At 71.4% G+C, this 17,254-nt stretch carries 11 protein-coding genes and 1 pseudogene; 10 read left to right on the forward strand and 2 right to left on the reverse strand.

Going from position 1 to position 17,254, the window contains the following annotated elements; all coding sequences use genetic code 11:
* Positions 1–157 precede the first annotated feature (157 nt).
* From gltB to ACFYYH_RS17200, 7 genes are all read left to right on the forward strand, one after another.
* The gene (gltB, locus tag ACFYYH_RS17170) at positions 158–4,717 is read left to right on the forward strand and encodes a glutamate synthase large subunit (protein ID WP_388551398.1); all 4,560 of its coding nucleotides are present in this window, start codon (positions 158–160) and stop codon (positions 4,715–4,717) included.
* Positions 4,710–6,170, forward strand: a complete 1,461-nt coding sequence (locus tag ACFYYH_RS17175; protein WP_388551400.1) for a glutamate synthase subunit beta — start codon at positions 4,710–4,712, stop codon at positions 6,168–6,170. The genes gltB and ACFYYH_RS17175 overlap by 8 nt, the downstream gene beginning before the upstream one ends.
* A 332-nt stretch (positions 6,171–6,502) precedes the next feature.
* A complete protein-coding gene (locus ACFYYH_RS17180) occupies positions 6,503–7,018 on the forward strand; it encodes a pyridoxamine 5'-phosphate oxidase family protein (RefSeq protein WP_388551402.1) in 516 nt (171 codons plus the stop codon).
* Between the two features lie 195 nt (positions 7,019–7,213).
* Positions 7,214–7,417, forward strand: coding sequence for a cold-shock protein (locus ACFYYH_RS17185; protein ID WP_015607926.1), 204 nt, complete (start codon positions 7,214–7,216; stop codon positions 7,415–7,417).
* Positions 7,418–7,508: 91 nt separating this feature from the next.
* Entirely contained in the window at positions 7,509–9,035 is a 1,527-nt protein-coding gene (locus ACFYYH_RS17190; RefSeq protein WP_388551404.1) for a DEAD/DEAH box helicase, read from the forward strand.
* Positions 9,036–9,272: 237 nt separating this feature from the next.
* The gene (locus ACFYYH_RS17195; RefSeq protein WP_388551406.1) at positions 9,273–9,662 is read left to right on the forward strand and encodes a ribonuclease domain-containing protein; all 390 of its coding nucleotides are present in this window, start codon (positions 9,273–9,275) and stop codon (positions 9,660–9,662) included.
* Positions 9,663–9,683: 21 nt separating this feature from the next.
* Positions 9,684–10,070 carry a barstar family protein gene (locus tag ACFYYH_RS17200; protein ID WP_388551408.1) on the forward strand — a complete coding sequence of 129 codons (387 nt, stop codon included), beginning with the start codon at positions 9,684–9,686 and terminating at the stop codon, positions 10,068–10,070.
* Positions 10,071–10,151: 81 nt separating this feature from the next.
* On the opposite strand, the gene ACFYYH_RS17205 is transcribed toward ACFYYH_RS17200, so the two are convergent.
* Both ACFYYH_RS17205 and ACFYYH_RS17210 read right to left on the reverse strand, forming a co-directional pair.
* Positions 10,152–11,651, reverse strand: a complete 1,500-nt coding sequence (locus ACFYYH_RS17205; RefSeq protein ID WP_388551410.1) for an ankyrin repeat domain-containing protein — start codon at positions 11,649–11,651, stop codon at positions 10,152–10,154.
* A gap of 26 nt (positions 11,652–11,677) precedes the next feature.
* Positions 11,678–12,640, reverse strand: coding sequence for a hypothetical protein (locus ACFYYH_RS17210; RefSeq protein ID WP_388551412.1), 963 nt, complete (start codon positions 12,638–12,640; stop codon positions 11,678–11,680).
* A gap of 367 nt (positions 12,641–13,007) precedes the next feature.
* Between ACFYYH_RS17210 and ACFYYH_RS17215 the strand changes: the two genes are divergently transcribed.
* The 3 genes and pseudogenes from ACFYYH_RS17215 (at position 13,008) to pepN (ending at position 17,198) form a co-directional block, all read left to right on the forward strand.
* Positions 13,008–13,817: a S1 family peptidase gene (locus ACFYYH_RS17215; RefSeq protein ID WP_388551414.1), complete on the forward strand. Its 810-nt coding sequence runs from the start codon at positions 13,008–13,010 to the stop codon at positions 13,815–13,817.
* A 385-nt stretch (positions 13,818–14,202) separates the two neighbouring features.
* Positions 14,203–14,541, forward strand: a pseudogene (locus ACFYYH_RS17220) (chorismate mutase); the annotation flags it as partial.
* Between the two features lie 146 nt (positions 14,542–14,687).
* Positions 14,688–17,198 carry an aminopeptidase N gene (pepN, locus tag ACFYYH_RS17225; protein ID WP_388551416.1) on the forward strand — a complete coding sequence of 837 codons (2,511 nt, stop codon included), beginning with the start codon at positions 14,688–14,690 and terminating at the stop codon, positions 17,196–17,198.
* The last annotated feature ends 56 nt before the right edge of the window (positions 17,199–17,254 follow it).

Raw genomic sequence — 17,254 nt, forward strand, 5'->3', positions numbered from 1 at the left:
CTCCCCACATCCACCGCTATGGGCGGTGTCCACATGATGGAACGGGCCATCCGCTTCCCGAGAAGCCACCCATCATGTAACCTGCGTGAAATTTCTTGGAGGGCCAGCGTCGTCCCTCGGTACTCGCATATGCCAAATAACGACGACGGGAGAGCCGATGCGTTCCGACGCCTGGTCGCCCATGGACGGTCGCCCTGCCCCTCAGGGCATGTACGACCCCCGTAACGAGCACGACGCCTGTGGCGTCGGGTTCGTGGCCACCCTGACCGGTGTTGCCAGCCATGCGCTGGTGGAGCAGGCGCTGACCGTACTGCGCAATCTGGAGCACCGAGGTGCCACCGGATCCGAGCCCGACTCCGGCGACGGCGCCGGAATCCTCCTCCAGGTCCCGGACGCCTTCCTCCGCGAGGTCGCCGGCTTCCCGCTGCCCGACGCCGGCTCGTACGCCGTGGGCATCGCCTTCCTGCCCGCCGCCGACTCCACCGAGGCCGTCGCCCGCATCGAGTCGATCGCCTTCGAGGAAGGCCTGGACATCCTCGGCTGGCGCGAGGTCCCCGTCGCCCCCGAGCTGCTCGGCGCCACCGCGCGCGCCACGATGCCGGCCTTCCGCCAGCTCTTCGTCGCGGACGGCACGAGCACGGGCATCGCCCTCGACCGCAAGGCGTTCCTGCTGCGCAAGCGCGCCGAGCGCGAGGCCGGGGTCTACTTCCCGTCCCTCTCCGCCCGGACGATCGTCTACAAGGGGATGCTCACCACCGGGCAGCTCGAACCGTTCTTCCCCGACCTCTCCGACCGCCGTTTCGCGACCGCGATCTCGCTGGTCCACTCACGGTTCTCCACCAACACCTTCCCGAGCTGGCCGCTGGCCCACCCGTACCGCTTCGTCGCCCACAACGGCGAGATCAACACGGTCAAGGGCAACCGCAACTGGATGCGCGCCCGCGAGTCCCAGCTCGGTTCCGCCCTCTTCGGCCCCGAGAAGCTGGAGCGGATCTTCCCGGTCTGCACGCCGGACGCCTCCGACTCCGCGACCTTCGACGAGGTCCTCGAACTGCTCCACCTCGGCGGCCGGTCGCTGCCGCACTCCGTGCTGATGATGGTCCCCGAGGCATGGGAGAACCATGACTCCATGGACCCCGCCCGGCGCGCCTTCTACCAGTTCCACGCCACGATGATGGAGCCCTGGGACGGCCCGGCCTGTGTCACCTTCACCGACGGCACCCAGGTCGGCGCGGTCCTCGACCGCAACGGTCTGCGCCCCGGCCGCTACTGGGTGACCGACGACGGCCTCGTCGTCCTCTCCTCCGAGGTCGGCGTCCTCGACATCGACCCCGCCAAGGTCGTCCGCAAGGGCAGGCTCCAGCCCGGCCGGATGTTCCTCGTCGACACCGCCGAGCACCGCATCATCGAGGACGACGAGATCAAGGCGGACCTCGCCGCCGAGAAGCCGTACCAGGACTGGCTGGAGGCCGGCGAGATCGAGCTGGAGGACCTCCCCGAGCGCGAGCACATCGTGCACACCCACGCCTCGGTCACCCGCCGCCAGCAGACCTTCGGGTACACCGAGGAGGAGCTGCGCGTCCTGCTCGCGCCGATGGCACGGACCGGTGCGGAGCCGATCGGCTCCATGGGCACCGACTCGCCGATCGCCGCGCTCTCCGCCCGCCCCCGGCTGCTCTTCGACTACTTCACCCAGCTCTTCGCGCAGGTCACCAACCCGCCGCTGGACGCCATCCGCGAGGAACTGGTCACCTCGCTGCGCTCCTCGCTCGGCCCCCAGGGCAATCTGCTGGAGCCGGCCGCCGCGTCCTGTCGCAGTGTCACCCTGCCCTTTCCTGTGATCGACAACGACGAGCTGGCCAAGCTCGTCCACATAAACGCGGACGGCGACATGCCGGGCATGAAGGCCGCGACGCTCTCCGGTCTCTACCGGGTCGGCGGCGGCGGAGAGGCCCTCGCCGCCCGGATCGAGGAGATCTGCGCCGAGACCGACGCCGCCCTGGAGAGCGGCGCCCGGATCATCGTGCTCTCCGACCGGCACTCCGACGCCGAGCACGCCCCGATCCCCTCGCTGCTGCTCACCGCCGCCGTGCACCACCACCTCATCCGCACCAAGCAGCGCACCCAGGTGGGGCTGCTGGTCGAGGCCGGCGACGTCCGCGAGGTGCACCATGTCGCGCTGCTCATCGGGTACGGAGCCGCCGCGGTCAACCCGTATCTCGCCATGGAGTCCGTCGAGGACCTCGTCCGCGCCGGTACGTTCATCGAGGGACTCGCGCCCGAGCAGGCCATCCGCAATCTGATCCACGCCCTGGGCAAGGGCGTCCTCAAGGTGATGTCCAAGATGGGCATCTCGACGGTCGCCTCCTACCGCGGCGCACAGGTCTTCGAGGCCGTCGGCCTCGACCAGGCCTTCGTCGACAAGTACTTCAACGGCACCGCCACCAAGATCGGCGGTGCCGGTCTCGATGTCGTCGCCCAGGAGGTCGCCGCCCGCCACGCCAAGGGCTACCCGGCCTCCGGGATCTCCGCCAGCCACCGCAAGCTGGAGATCGGCGGCGAGTACCAGTGGCGCCGCGAGGGCGAGCCGCATCTCTTCGACCCCGAGACGGTCTTCCGCCTCCAGCACGCCACGCGCTCGCGCCGCTATGACATCTTCAAGAAGTACACCGACCGGGTGAACGAGCAGTCCGAGCGGCTGATGACGCTGCGCGGTCTGTTCGGCTTCGCGCCGGACCGCGGCCCCGTCCCCCTCGACGAGGTCGAGCCGGTCTCCGAGATCGTCAAGCGCTTCTCCACCGGCGCCATGTCGTACGGCTCCATCTCGCGCGAGGCGCACGAGACGCTCGCCATCGCCATGAACCAGCTCGGCGGCAAGTCGAACACCGGCGAGGGCGGCGAGGACGCGGACCGGCTCTACGACCCCGCGCGCCGCTCCTCCATCAAGCAGGTCGCCTCCGGACGCTTCGGCGTCACCAGCGAGTACCTGGTCAACGCGGACGACATCCAGATCAAGATGGCGCAGGGCGCCAAGCCCGGCGAGGGCGGCCAGCTCCCCGGCCACAAGGTCTACCCGTGGGTCGCCAAGACCCGGCACTCCACCCCCGGGGTCGGACTGATCTCCCCGCCGCCGCACCACGACATCTACTCCATCGAGGACCTCGCCCAGCTCATCCACGACCTCAAGAACGCCAACCCGCAGGCCCGTATCCATGTGAAGCTGGTCTCCGAGGTCGGTGTCGGCACGGTCGCCGCGGGCGTCTCCAAGGCCCACGCCGACGTCGTGCTGATCTCCGGCCACGACGGCGGTACGGGAGCCTCCCCGCTCACCTCGCTCAAGCACGCGGGCGGCCCCTGGGAGCTGGGCCTCGCCGAGACCCAGCAGACCCTGCTGCTCAACGGGCTGCGCGACCGGATCGTCGTCCAGACCGACGGACAGCTCAAGACCGGCCGCGATGTCGTCATCGCCGCGCTGCTCGGCGCCGAGGAGTTCGGCTTCGCGACCGCGCCGCTCGTCGTCTCCGGCTGCGTCATGATGCGCGTCTGCCACCTCGACACCTGCCCGGTCGGGATCGCCACCCAGAACCCGGTGCTGCGCGAGCGGTTCTCCGGCAAGGCCGAGTACGTCGTCAACTTCTTCGAGTTCATCGCCGAGGAGGTCCGGGAGATCCTGGCCGAGCTGGGCTTCCGTACCCTCGAAGAGGCCGTCGGCCACGCCGAGCTGCTCGACACCGAGCGCGCCGTGAACCACTGGAAGGCCCAGGGCCTCGACCTCAAGCCGCTCTTCCATGTACCGGTACTGCCCGGGAACGCCGTACGCCACCGTACGGTCGAGCAGGACCACGGACTGGAGAAGGCCCTCGACAACGAGCTGATCAAGCTCGCCGCCGACGCGCTGAACGCGGACAGCGCCGAGACCGCCCAGCCCGTACGCGCCCAGATCGGCATCCGGAACATCAACCGGACCGTGGGCACCATGCTCGGCCACCAGGTGACCAGGAAGTTCGGCGGCGCGGGCCTGCCCGACGACACCATCGACATCACCTTCACCGGCTCGGCCGGACAGTCCTTCGGCGCGTTCCTGCCGCGCGGGGTGACCCTGCGCCTGGAGGGCGACGCCAACGACTACGTCGGCAAGGGTCTGTCCGGCGGCCGGGTCGTGGTCCGCCCCGACCGCGGCGCCGACCATCTCGCCGAGTACTCCACCATCGCGGGCAACACCATCGCCTACGGCGCGACCGCCGGCGAACTGTTCCTGCGCGGCCGCACCGGCGAGCGCTTCTGCGTCCGCAACTCCGGCGCCACGGTGGTCTCCGAGGGCGTGGGGGACCACGGCTGCGAATACATGACCGGCGGCCACGCCGTCGTCCTCGGGGAGACGGGACGCAACTTCGCGGCCGGCATGTCCGGCGGTGTCGCGTACGTCGTCGACCTCGACCCGGACAACGTCAACGCCGGGAACCTCCCCGCCGTGGGACCGCTCGACGACACCGACAAGCAGTGGCTGCACGATGTGGTGCGCCGCCACCAGGAGGAGACGGGCTCCACCGTCGCCGGGAAACTGCTGGCCGAGTGGGACACCGCGGTGGACCGCTTCAGCAAGATCATCCCGACCACCTACAAGGCAGTGCTCGCCGCCAAGGACGCCGCCGAGCTGGCCGGTCTCTCGGAGACCGAGACCACCGAGAAGATGATGGAGGCGGCGACCCATGGCTGACCCGAAGGGCTTTCTCACCACCGGGCGCGAGGTCGCCGAGACCCGCCCCGTCGAGGACCGCGTCAAGGACTGGAAAGAGGTCTACGTCCCGGGCGCGCTGCTCCCGATCATCAGCAAGCAGGCGGGCCGCTGCATGGACTGCGGCATCCCGTTCTGCCACAACGGCTGTCCGCTGGGGAATCTGATCCCCGAGTGGAACGACTACGCCTACCGCGAGGACTGGACGGCGGCGAGCGAGCGGCTGCACGCCACCAACAACTTCCCGGAGTTCACCGGGCGGCTCTGTCCCGCGCCCTGCGAGTCGGCGTGTGTGCTGGCGATCAACCAGCCCGCCGTCACCATCAAGAACGTCGAGGTCTCGATCATCGACAAGGCGTGGGACAGCGGCGATGTCACCCCGCAGCCGCCCGAGCGGCTCTCCGGCAAGACCGTCGCCGTGATCGGCTCGGGCCCGGCCGGACTGGCCGCCGCCCAGCAGCTCACCCGCGCGGGACACACCGTCGCGGTGTACGAGCGCGCGGACCGGATCGGCGGGCTCCTGCGGTACGGCATCCCCGAGTTCAAGATGGAGAAGGTGCACATCAACCGGCGCATCGAGCAGATGCGCGCGGAGGGCACCAAGTTCCGCACCGAGGTCGAGGTCGGCCGGGACATCGACGCGGCGAAGCTGCGCAAGCGCTACGACGCCGTGGTCATCGCCGCCGGAGCCACCGTCTCGCGCGATCTGCCCGTACCCGGCCGTGAGCTGAAGGGCATCCACTTCGCGATGGAGTACCTGCCGCTCGCCAACAAGGTGCAGGAGGGCGATCTGACGGTCGCCCCGATCACCGCCGAGGGCAAGCATGTCGTGGTCATCGGCGGCGGCGACACCGGCGCGGACTGTGTCGGTACGGCCCACCGCCAGGGCGCCGCCTCCGTCACCCAGCTGGAGATCATGCCGAGGCCCGGCGACGAGCGCGCCCCGCACCAGCCGTGGCCGACGTTCCCGATGCTCTACAAGGTGACCTCCGCGCACGAGGAGGGCGGCGAGCGGGTCTACTCCGTCTCCACCACCCACTTCGAGGGCGACGAGGACGGCAACGTCCAGTTCCTGCACCTCGTCGAGGTGGAGTTCAAGGACGGCAAGCCGGCGCAGAAGCCCGGTACGCACCGGAAGATCCCGGCCCAGCTCGTCACGCTCGCGATGGGCTTCACCGGTACGGACCAGGCGAACGGGCTGGTCGAGCAGTTCGGTCTGGAGCTGGACGAGCGCGGCAACATCGCGCGGGACGCGGACTTCGCGACCAATGTCCCCGGTGTGTATGTCGCCGGTGACGCGGGCCGCGGCCAGTCGCTGATCGTCTGGGCCATCGCCGAGGGCCGCTCGGCGGCGCGCGGGGTGGACCGCCATCTCACCGGCGCCAGCGAACTGCCCGCCCCGATCCGCCCGACGGACCGCGCGCTGACCGTCTGACGCGCGGTCCGCGGTCCGCGGTCCGCCCAGTGTGGTCCGCCTGCCGCGCGGTCCGCCCCGGTCCCGCCTGATCCGTCCCTCCCAGAAGACTCCCGTACAACGGCGTACGGGCGGTGTCGGCCCGGGGAGCGTCTCCCGGACCGACCCGCAAGGCGCGGCGCCTGCCCCCTGTCCCCGACCGGACCGATGGCAGGCGCCGTGGCACGCGGCACCGGGCGGCGGTCGACGGGCGCCGCCTGCCGGGCGCGGCGGTCTCGTCCCCGGCCGGTCCCGTGAGAAATCGCCGGTCATTCCGGACAGAAGATGTCGGGTATGGGCGGTTGGCTGGTGCCATGACTTTCACCTGGGCGGATTTCGAGTCCGCGGAGCCCGACTTCGCCGGGATCGTGCGACGGCGGTTCCAGACGTATCGCCACCATGTCCTCGCCACCCTCCGCAAGGACGGCTCCCCGCGGTTGTCGGGGCTCGAAGTAACCTTTCTCTCCGGGGAGTTGTGGCTCGGCATGATGCCGAATTCCCTCAAGGCGCGGGATCTGCTGCGCGACCCCCGGTGCGCCGTGCAGGCGAATCCGGGCGCGGGCGACGGGACGGCCGGCGGGACGGCCGACGGGGACGCCAGGATCGGCGGGCGGGCCGTGGCGGTCACCGACGGGAGCCTGGTCGCGCGCTTCGCGGAGCGGACCGGCGCGCCGCGGCCGTTCCACCTCTTCCGCCTGGAACTCTCCGAGGCCGTCAGGACCGCGGTCGAGGGCGAGGAGCTGGTCGTACGGATCTGGCACCCCGGGCGGCCCCCGCGCACCGTACGGCGGGGGAACGGCGACGGGCCGCCGCGCGAGGAGGGCACCTGATCGGTGTCCGGCGCCGGAGCGTGCTAGGCTGAGCGCGTTGCAGTTTTGGTACCCATGAACTTTATGTGCGCCTGACGGGAATGTTCCTCAGGCGCATTATTGTTTTTGCCGGCTTCTCCGGATGGGGCTCAATGCGGCGACGAGGAATCCGTGAAGTGCGGATTTCCGGCTCTGCACCTGTTTTAGGAGAATGACATGGCTACTGGCACCGTGAAGTGGTTCAACTCGGAAAAGGGCTTCGGCTTCATCGAGCAGGACGGCGGCGGCGCCGACGTCTTCGCCCACTACTCGAACATCGCCACCCAGGGCTTCCGTGAGCTCCAGGAGGGCCAGAAGGTCTCGTTCGACGTCACGCAGGGCCAGAAGGGCCCGCAGGCGGAGAACATCGTCCCGGCCTAATTTCCGGACGCGTACCTCGCAGCCGGGGCCCGCACCACGCAGGTGCGGGCCCCGGCTCGCGCTGTCCTCAGGCCCAGGAAGGCTTTTCCGAATGACTCGATCCGAGCGGCACGAGCGTGCCGCCCGCCCCGCCGGCAAGCGCCCGGTGAACTCCCGCGCCAAGGGACCCGCGAAAGGCACGGCCAAGGCACCCGCCCGGCGCGCCGCCGCCCGTCCGCAGGAATTCACGCTGCCGGAAACCATCACCCCCGCGCTGCCGGCCGTCGAGGCGTTCGACGAGCTGGACATGCCCGCGGGCCTGCTCAAGACCCTGACCGCACAGGGGGTGACCCAGCCGTTCCCCATTCAGGGCGCGACGCTGCCGAACTCCCTCGCGGGACGGGACATCCTCGGCCGGGGGCGCACCGGCTCCGGCAAGACCCTCGCCTTCGGCCTCGCGCTGCTCGCCCGTATCGCGGGCCGGCGCGCCGAGCCGCGCGCTCCTCTCGCGCTGGTGCTCGTACCCACGCGTGAGCTGGCGCAGCAGGTGACGGACGCGCTCACCCCGTACGCGACCGCCGTCAATCTGAAGCTGACCACGGTCGTCGGCGGGCTCTCGATCGGCAAGCAGGCGGGCGCGCTGCGGCGTGGCGCCGAGGTGCTGGTCGCCACGCCGGGACGGCTCAAGGACCTCATCGAGCGTGGCGACTGCCGGCTCGACCAGGTCGCGATCACCGTGCTCGACGAGGCCGACCAGATGGCCGACATGGGCTTCATGCCGCAGGTCACGGCGCTGCTCAAGCAGGTCGAGCCGGACGGGCAGCGGATGCTGTTCTCGGCCACCCTCGACCGCAATATCGACCGGCTCGTACGCCAGTACCTGACGGACCCCGTGGTCCACTCGGTCGACCCGTCCCAGGGCGCGGTCACCACGATGGAACACCATGTCCTCTATGTCCTGGACGAGACGGACAAGAAGGAGATCACGACGCGGATCGCCGCGCGTGACGGACGGGTACTGCTCTTCCTCGACACCAAGCGGTCCGTGGACCGGCTGGTCAAGCGGCTGCTGGCGAGCGGTGTACGGGCCTCGGGACTGCACGGCGGCCGTTCCCAGCCGCAGCGCAACCGGACGCTCGAACAGTTCAAGAACGGTCTGGTCACCTGTCTCGTCGCGACCAATGTCGCGGCGCGCGGTATCCATGTGGACGATCTCGACCTGGTCGTGAACGTCGACCCGCCCGTCGACCACAAGGACTATCTCCACCGGGGCGGGCGCACCGCCAGGGCGGGGGAGTCCGGCAGTGTGGTGACGCTGGTGCTGCCCGAGCAGCGGCGGGAGATGACCCGGCTGATGTCCGACGCGGGGATCGCCCCCAGGTCGGCGCGGATCAAGTCGACGGACGAGGAGCTGGCGCGGCTCACGGGTGCGCGGGAGCCCTCCGGGGTGGCCGTCACCATCGAGGTGCCGCAGCCCGTCGTCCAGGCGAAGCAGAAGACACGCACCTCCCGGCCGGCACGGACCGGCGCCGGCACGGGCGGTGGCGCGGCACGCCTCGGCGGCGCCGCGCGCGGCAGCCGTGGCCGCCGCGGCCGTCCGGGCCGGGGCGCCGAGGGCGGCCGCCGCACGGCGGCCTGACCGGCCCCGCTCCCGACCGGCACCGGCACCCCATCAGCACCGACGCCCGTGCCCGGCCTCGCGAAAAGCGTGGCCGGGCACGGGCGTTGCCGCGTTCCGAGTCCCCCGGCCGGGGCGCGGACGGCCCTGCCGGGGGGTGTACGGCGAGCGGCCGGACCGGTGCACAGGGTTAACTTCGCGGAAATTCACGGGCGTTGGGATTGACGTGTACAGGTCTACGCGCGTCATCATGAGGCCATGCGAATTCCCCCACGTATCGCCACCCTCGGTGGTGTCGCCGCCCTGGCGTCCACGCTCCTCGTCGGCGGAGTCACCGCCACCGCGACCGCGGCCCCCGCCGCCGTCGGCAGCATCTGCTACTCCCGGCTGCCCGTTCAGGCCCATGACACCCTCCGTCTCATCGACGCGGGCGGGCCCTTCCCGTACCGGCAGGACGGCGGCGTCTTCCAGAACAGGGAAGGCATCCTGCCGAGCCAGTCCAACGGCTACTACCACGAGTACACCGTCAAGACTCCCGGCTCCTCCGACCGCGGCGCGCGCCGTATCGTCACGGGCAACAGGAACAACGAGGACTACTACACCTCCAACCACTACGCCTCGTTCTCGCTCGTCAACTACGGCTGCTGACCGGAAGGTAACCTCCGTCCCATGACGGTGACATATGTGATCGACGGGGCGGAGGTCACCGACCTCGACCGCTTCTGGCAGGTGATCGGGGCGGCGGTGAACGGGCCCGGCGGATACTTCGGGCGCAATCTCGACGCGCTCGCGGACTGTCTGCGCGGCGGGTGCGGAACGCCGGACGACGGCGACTTCGTCATCGAATGGCGCCGGCACGACCTCTCGCGCCGGGCACTCGGCCAGGAGGAGACCGTACGCACGCTCCAGCGGCGGCTGGAGCGCGCGCACCCGGACAACAAGGCCGCCATCCAGGCGGAGTTGGACGACGTCCTGGCCGGCCGGGGCCCCACCGTCTTCGACGAGCTGGTCCAGCTCATTGAGGAGGAGGCTCCCGGAGTACTGCGTCTCGGCTGAACGGCCACGGACCGGGCGGGCGGCGCCGCCCGCCCGGTCCGTGCCCGTCCGGCGCGCCCACGGGGCGCCCCGGGCGTGATGTCAGTGGCGGCGGGGAAGGGTGCGTTCCAGGCGGCGGCGCTCCCGGCCGTCGCGCACATAACGCACCGCGTCCACCGCCGTCTCGCGGGCGCGGCCCCGCGGGTCCTCGTCCCTGAGGATGCGGGCCAGCGCCTCGGTCGCGCGCGGGTCCTGACGTACCGCCAGCCCCCGGGCCGCCCTCGCGGCCGTCTCGGGATCCGGGTCGTTCAGCCGGGCCGCCAGGGCCTCACGGACCTCCCGGGTGTCCGCGTCCACATCCGCCAGCGCCAGCACCGCGCGGTCCCTGACCGACGCGTCCGCGTCCCTGCTCAGCAGGGTCAGCGCCCAGACACCGTCTCGGTGGTCACCCGGGACGAGCCCGGTCAGGGCCAGTGCCGCCCGGCGTCTGACCCCCGTGTCCTGATGGCCGGTGTGCCGCAGGATCTCCGGGAGCGCGGCCGGGTCACCGTGCTGGCCCAGGCCCGTCACCACGGCCCGTACCAGCTCGGGCTCCACGGCGCGCCGCGACAGCTCACGCAGCAGGGGCACCGCCCGGTCCGTGAACGGACTCGCCCCGTCCGCCGCGCCCAGCCGCGCCAGGACGTCCGCGCCGAAGGCCTGCCGCAGCGGCTCCTCACTCGCGCACCAGGCCACCGCCGCGCCGAAGGTCTCCTCGTCGCCGCGCCGCCACAGCGCGGAGACCGACTCGATCCAGTCGTCCCGGCCGGGATCCCCGCAGCTCAGGGCGCGCTCCGCCAGCTCCTCGTGCGGGGTGACCAGACCCAGCTCCGCTTCGAGGAGCGTCGCGACGGCGGCGTGCCCGGTCCGCTGCTCCTGCCCGGCCACCGGCCTGCCGTCCCGCAGCAGTTCGACGACGACGGTCACCGAGCCGTCCTCCTCGATCCGGCGCACCACCGTCTCGTATCCGTCGCCGTAGGCGCGCAGCAGCCCGTCCCGCAGCTCCCGCTCCACATCGAGCGCCATCCAGCGCCGTGCCTCGGCGAGCGCCTCCTCGTGCGCGCCCGCGCCGTACCGCAACAGGACCCGTACGGTCCCCGGGGAGCCGTGACGGGCCGCCAGCAGCAGCGGCGACGCACCGCCGGGGCCCGGCAGATCGGGGTCGGCGCCGTACTCCAGCAACGCTTCCGCCGTGTCCGCGAACCCCTGGCGGACCGCCCACACGAGCGCCGTGAGATCGAACTCCTCCCGGCTGTCGGGCCGGGCGCCGGCGCCGAGCAGGGCCCGGACCACCTGGGTGTGCCCACCGCACGCGGCTCCGCACAGCGGCAGGTCCCAGCCCTCCTGCCCGCTCGCCCGGTTCGGGTCGGCGCCCGCCGTGAGCAGCAGCCGCACCGCGCCCGCCCGGTCGCTGACCGCCGCGCGGTAGAGGGCCGTCTCGCCGTCCTCGTCGGTCGCCTCGGCGGGCACCCCCGCTCTGAGCAGCCGTACGACGGTGTCGTCCGCGCCGTCACCCACCGCCTCGAACAGGTCCGCGACGCCCGCTGTCGGCTCTTTCGTCATGCTTCGACTCTACGTTCCCCCCTCGCTCAGGTGTCACAGTCCAGGACCGTCCGGCACAGCCCGCACCGCGCGCGCACCCGTCCGCGGACCGGTACCCGGATGCGCTGGAGGCAGGTGGGGCAGGGGAACGAGACGCGCAGTCCGTCCGGTTGCCGTTCGAAGGCGTACGGCGAGCCCGGGTCGCCCGGCGGGTCCGCCGCCCCGCCCGCGCGGCCGTCGGCGTTCCCGCCGCCCGGACGGCCGCCGCCCGGGTGGTCGCCGCCCAGGTGGTCGAGGGCGTAGCGGCGGTCCTTGGCGTAGCGGTGCCGGCCCGTCCAGCCCGCGGTCGTCAGCGGCGGCTGCTGCTCGTCGCGCAGCGCCTGCGCCCTGCCCTTCGTATACGACGTGTACCCCTGCGGGCTGGTGAACCAGATACGGGGATCCTCGTCGAAGACCATGGCCCGCTTGGCGAGCACATAGCCGAACTCCTCGGGGGTGAGATAGCCGAGCTTCTGGCTGGAGTCACGGTCCTCGCGGTAGGCGTCGAGCAGCAGCCAGCCCGCGCCCAGATAGGTCGTCGCCGTGTCGGTGAGGATCTCGTTGTCGCGGGTGCCGGGGAAGCTCAGCCCGAGCCGGTGCAGCAGGACATGGGTGATCTCGTGGGCGAGGGCCGCGCCGATGTCCCGGCGGTGGGTCCTGAAGCGGTTGTTCAGCTCGATGAAGTACTCGGGGCCCGAGGTCAGCTCGACACTCGCCGCCTGCTCCATGTCGCGGAAGCTCACGATCACGCGCGCGTCGGGCAGCCGGAGCTGCTGGACCAGGGCGTGCGCGACCCGCTGGGTGCCGAGATGGAGATCGTCCACGTCGGAGAAGGCGACATCGGCCGGGGCGACGCTGGAGGCGTACGAGCGGATGCCCTCGGGCGAGAGCCGTTGGTAGAGCGCGGTGATCGCCGCCCGTGCCGTGTCGAGATGCGGATACCCGTGCACGACCTCGCCGCCGTTCGTCACGTCCGTACCCCCCTGCGAGGACGGTCAACCCGGTCAACCGGAATCCACTCTACGGGGCGGTGGCGGAGATCCGGCGGAGCGATCCGGGGGAGGGGCGCGGACGGACGGACGATCCGGCACAAGCACGCCGCAAAGGGCGCCGGTGTCCGCTCACCGGACGCCGACCGGCATATGCGGCGCTCCTCTGGCCGAAAACAGGTTCTTGTGGCGTGGCTGAACTCCTCCCCATAATCCGGATCACGCTTTCTTGTCGGGCCCATGTCAGGCCAGCGCAACGCGCGTTGACCCGGTCCCCGCGGGACGGCGGACCCCACGTACGGCCATCGAGCACCACCCCCACCACCAGCCCCCCACGAAAGGCAGCCCGATGAAGCTTCTGAGTGCCCTCAAGAGATCTGCCGCCGTCGGCGCCGTCGTCCTCGCCGCCTTCAGCCTGAACCCGTCCACCGCGTCCGCCGCTCCCGCGCCGGTCGCCAAGACCCAGGCCGTCGCGCCGGTCGCGCCGCCCGTCGTCGGCGGCACCCGCGCCGCGCAGGGCGAATTCCCCTTCATGGTCCGGCTCTCGATGGGCTGTGGTGGCGCGCTGTACTCGCCCACCGTCGTCCTGACCGCCGCCCACTGTGTGAACGGATCCGGCAACAACACCAGCATCACCGCCACCGCCGGTGTCGTGGACCTCCAGAGCTCCAGCGCCGTCAAGGTCCGCTCCACCAAGGTCTACCAGGCCCCCGGCTACAACGGCGTCGGCAAGGACTGGGCGCTGATCAAGCTCGCCCAGCCGATCAACCTGCCGACCCTGAAGATCGCCACCACCACGCAGTACAACACCGGCACCTTCACCGTCGCGGGCTGGGGCGCCGCGACCGAGGGCGGCGGCCAGCAGCGCTACCTGCTCAAGGCGTCCGTCCCGTTCGTCTCCGACGCGAGCTGCGACGCCTCGTACGGCGGTGACGTCATAGTCGGCGAGGAGATCTGCGCCGGTTACGCCCAGGGCGGCACGGACACCTGCCAGGGTGACTCCGGTGGCCCGATGTTCCGCAAGGACAACGCCGGAGCCTTCGTCCAGGTCGGCATCGTGAGCTGGGGCAACGGCTGCGCCCGGCCCAACTACCCCGGTGTCTACACCGAGGTCTCGACCTTCGCGTCCGCCATCGCCTCGGCCGCGTCGACCCTCTGAATCCCTGACCGCGCCTTCGACGTGAACCCGTAGCACGTCGGAGTCCGTGGCGTCCCGGGATCCGTGGCGCCGGGAGTACTCGGCGCGTCGAGGAGGGGCGGGGGCGGGGGCGTGATCCCCGCCCCCGCCCCTCCTGCGCGAGCCCCCGCGCCCGCCCGCCCGCGTCGCCCGTGGTCCCGCATCCTGATCACCGACCGGCCCGCACCCACCGGCCCGTCTAAGCTGCCGGACCATGACCACGAGCGACCCCGGCACCGGCCGTCCCCCCACCGAAGACCACCGCGCCGAAGACTCCGGCACCGCACACCCCGGCACCGAGGACGCCAGTACCGAGGACGCCGGTACCGAGGACGCCGGTACCGAGGGCCCCGGCACCGAGGGCCCCGGCACCGAGGACGCCGTACGCGCCGAACTGGACCGCCTGCGCGAGAGCATCGACAACATCGACGCCGCCGTCGTCCATATGCTCGCCGAGCGCTTCAAATGCACCCAGCAGGTCGGCCTCCTCAAGGCGGAACACCGCCTCCCGCCCGCCGACCCGGCCCGGGAGGCCCGCCAGATCACCCGGCTCCGCCAGCTCGCCGAGAGCGCCAGACTCGACCCGGCCTTCGCGGAGAAACTCCTCACCTTCATCATCGCCGAGGTGATCCGCCACCACGAGACGATCGCGGGCGAGACACGGGACGGCGGAGCCGGCGCCGGAGCCCCCACCGGCCACCGGTAGCACCGGCGCACGACGGCCGGGGCGGCCGAGCGCCGCGCCGGGGCGCCCGGTACGCGCGCCCGGAGCGGAGAGACCCCTGCCGCGTGCGCTGAAAGCGGAAACACCCCTACTGTGCGGCCCGCACCTCATCGGGCAGCATGTCCCCCATGTCCGTACTGACGCGCGACGAAGCGCAGACCCGAGCCCAGTTCCTCGCTGTCCACCGGTACTCGATCGCTCTCGATCTGACCACCGGCGAGGACACCTTCGACTCCCGTACCGTCATCCAGTTCACCACACGGGCCGCCGGAGACACCTTCGTCGAACTCAAGCCCGCCGCGCTGCGCTCCGTCACCCTCGACGGCCGGACACTCGACCCCGCCGGACTCAGCGGCAACCGGCTCGCGCTCACCGGACTCGACGAGGGGGAGCACGAACTCCGTATCGAGGCCGACATGCGGTACTCCCGCACCGGCGAGGGCATGCACCGCTTCACCGACCCGAGCGACGGCGAGACCTACGTCTACACCCAGCTCTTCATGGAAGACGTCCAGCGCGTCTTCGCCGCCTTCGACCAGCCCGACCTCAAGGCTGTCTTCGAGCTGACCGTCACCGCGCCCGACGGCTGGACCGTCCTCGGCAACGGCATCGCCCGGCCCTCCGCCGAGACACCACGGGCCGGCGGGCGCCACTGGACCATCGCCCCGACCCCCCTCATCTCCACCTATCTCGTCGCCGTCGCCGCCGGCCCCTGGCACTCCGTACGCACCGAACACGCCGGACTGCCCTTCGGCATCCACTGCCGGCGCTCCCTCGCCCCCCATCTCGCCGCCGACGCCGACGAGATCCTCGACATCACCCGCGCCTGCTTCGACCGCTACCACGAGAAGTTCCAGGAGCCCTACCCCTTCGACTCCTACGACCAGGCCTTCGTCCCCGAGTTCAACGCGGGCGCCATGGAGAACCCCGGCCTCGTCACCTTCCGCGACGAGTTCGTCTACCGCTCCGCCGTCACCGACACCGAGCGGCAGACCCGGGCCATGGTCATCTCCCACGAGATGGCCCACATGTGGTTCGGCGACCTCGTCACCCTCACCTGGTGGGACGACATCTGGCTCAACGAGTCCTTCGCCGAGTACATGGGCTATCAGACCCTCACCGAGGCCACCCGCTTCACCGACACCTGGGTCGAGTTCGGCATCGGCAGGAAGTCCTGGGGCTACGACGCCGACCAGCGCCCCTCCACCCACCCCGTCGCCCCGGACCCCGCCGCCGTCCCCGACACCGCGTCCGCGATGCTCAACTTCGACGGCATCTCCTACGCCAAGGGCGCCTCCGCGCTGCGCCAGCTCGTCGCCTGGCTCGGCGAGAAGGACTTCCTCGCCGGCATCAACATCCACTTCGCCCGGCACAAGTTCGCCAACGCCACCCTCGCCGACTTCATCGACTCGCTCGCCCAGGCCACCGACCGCGATGTCCACACCTGGGCCGACCAGTGGCTGCGCACCACCGGCGTCGACACCCTCACCCCCGTCGTCGGCGGCACCGGCAACGGCTGGACCCTCGACGTCGTACACGACGGCAGCCGCCCCCACCGCGTCGCCGTCGGCACCTACGACATCGACGTGGTGGAACCGGACCGGCTCGTCGTACGCGACCTCATCGAACTCGACCTGCCGCTGACCGAGGCGACCACCGCCCACCCCGGACGCCGCCCCGACCTCCTCGTCCTCAACGACGGCGATCTCACCTACGCCAAGGTGCGCCTCGACACGGCGTCCTGGGACACCGCCCTGCGCTCCCTCTCGGGCATCCCCGACCCCCTCACCCGCGCCGTCATCTGGAACGCCGCCCGTGACATGGTCCGCGACGGCGAACTCGCCCCCGCCGTCTACCTCGACGCGGCCCGCGCCCACCTCCCGCTGGAGACCGACCTCGCCCTCGTCCAGGGCGTCCTCGTCTTCGCCGCCGACCAGATCACCAACCGCTACCTCGGCCCCGACGAACGCCCCGCGGCACTCGCCACCCTCACCGCGATCTGCCGCGACCTCATCCGCCGCACCGAGGACGGCAACCACCCCGGGCTGCGCCTCACCGCCGTACGCCACTGCATCGACGCCGCCACCCAGCCCGACACCCTCCAGGACTGGCTCGGCTCGGACAGCGTCCCCGGCGGCCCCGAACTCGACCCCGAGCTGCGCTGGCGCATCCTCGCCCGGCTCGCCGTCCTCGGCGCCGTCGACACCGCCACCATCGACGCCGACCTCGACCGCGATCCCAGCGCCACCGGCCAGGAAGGCGCCGCACAGTGCCGGGCCGCGCTGCCCGACCCCGCCGCCAAGGCCGAGGCCTGGGGACGGCTCTTCGGCTCCGACGACCTCTCCAACTACCTGTTCACCGCCACCGCCAAGGGCTTCTGGCAGCCCGAGCAGGCCGAACTCGTCCAGGAGTACGTCGCCCGCTTCTACCCCGACGCGGTCGCCCTCGCCGGGCGCCGCGGCCCCGCCATCGCGGAGGCCGCCGGGCGCTACGCCTTCCCCGTCCACGCCGTCGACCAGGAATCACTGCGCCTCGGTGAGGAATGCCTGGACGGTACGGAGATGATCCCGGCCCTGCGCCGCAAACTCGCGGACCAGCTCGACGATCTGCGCCGGGCACTGAAGGTCCGCGGCGCCTGACCGGCCGCAGGCGGGGGGAGCCGGCCGACGGGCCTGCCCGCCAGACGGACAGCCCG

This window comes from Streptomyces sp. NPDC002018, from assembly GCF_042890865.1.
In the GTDB taxonomy this organism is placed as follows: Bacteria; Actinomycetota; Actinomycetes; order Streptomycetales; family Streptomycetaceae; genus Streptomyces.

Bases quoted from the DNA above. Each gene is read 5' to 3' on its own strand.
- gltB (WP_388551398.1), top strand. From the start codon at position 158: ATGCGTTCCGACGCCTGGTCGCCCATGGACGGTCGCCCTGCCCCTCAG.
- ACFYYH_RS17175 (WP_388551400.1), top strand. From the start codon at position 4,710: ATGGCTGACCCGAAGGGCTTTCTCACCACCGGGCGCGAGGTCGCCGAG.
- ACFYYH_RS17180 (WP_388551402.1), top strand. From the start codon at position 6,503: ATGACTTTCACCTGGGCGGATTTCGAGTCCGCGGAGCCCGACTTCGCC.
- ACFYYH_RS17185 (WP_015607926.1), top strand. From the start codon at position 7,214: ATGGCTACTGGCACCGTGAAGTGGTTCAACTCGGAAAAGGGCTTCGGC.
- ACFYYH_RS17190 (WP_388551404.1), top strand. From the start codon at position 7,509: ATGACTCGATCCGAGCGGCACGAGCGTGCCGCCCGCCCCGCCGGCAAG.
- ACFYYH_RS17195 (WP_388551406.1), top strand. From the start codon at position 9,273: ATGCGAATTCCCCCACGTATCGCCACCCTCGGTGGTGTCGCCGCCCTG.
- ACFYYH_RS17200 (WP_388551408.1), top strand. From the start codon at position 9,684: ATGACGGTGACATATGTGATCGACGGGGCGGAGGTCACCGACCTCGAC.
- ACFYYH_RS17205 (WP_388551410.1), bottom strand. From the start codon at position 11,651: ATGACGAAAGAGCCGACAGCGGGCGTCGCGGACCTGTTCGAGGCGGTG.
- ACFYYH_RS17215 (WP_388551414.1), top strand. From the start codon at position 13,008: ATGAAGCTTCTGAGTGCCCTCAAGAGATCTGCCGCCGTCGGCGCCGTC.
- pepN (WP_388551416.1), top strand. From the start codon at position 14,688: ATGTCCGTACTGACGCGCGACGAAGCGCAGACCCGAGCCCAGTTCCTC.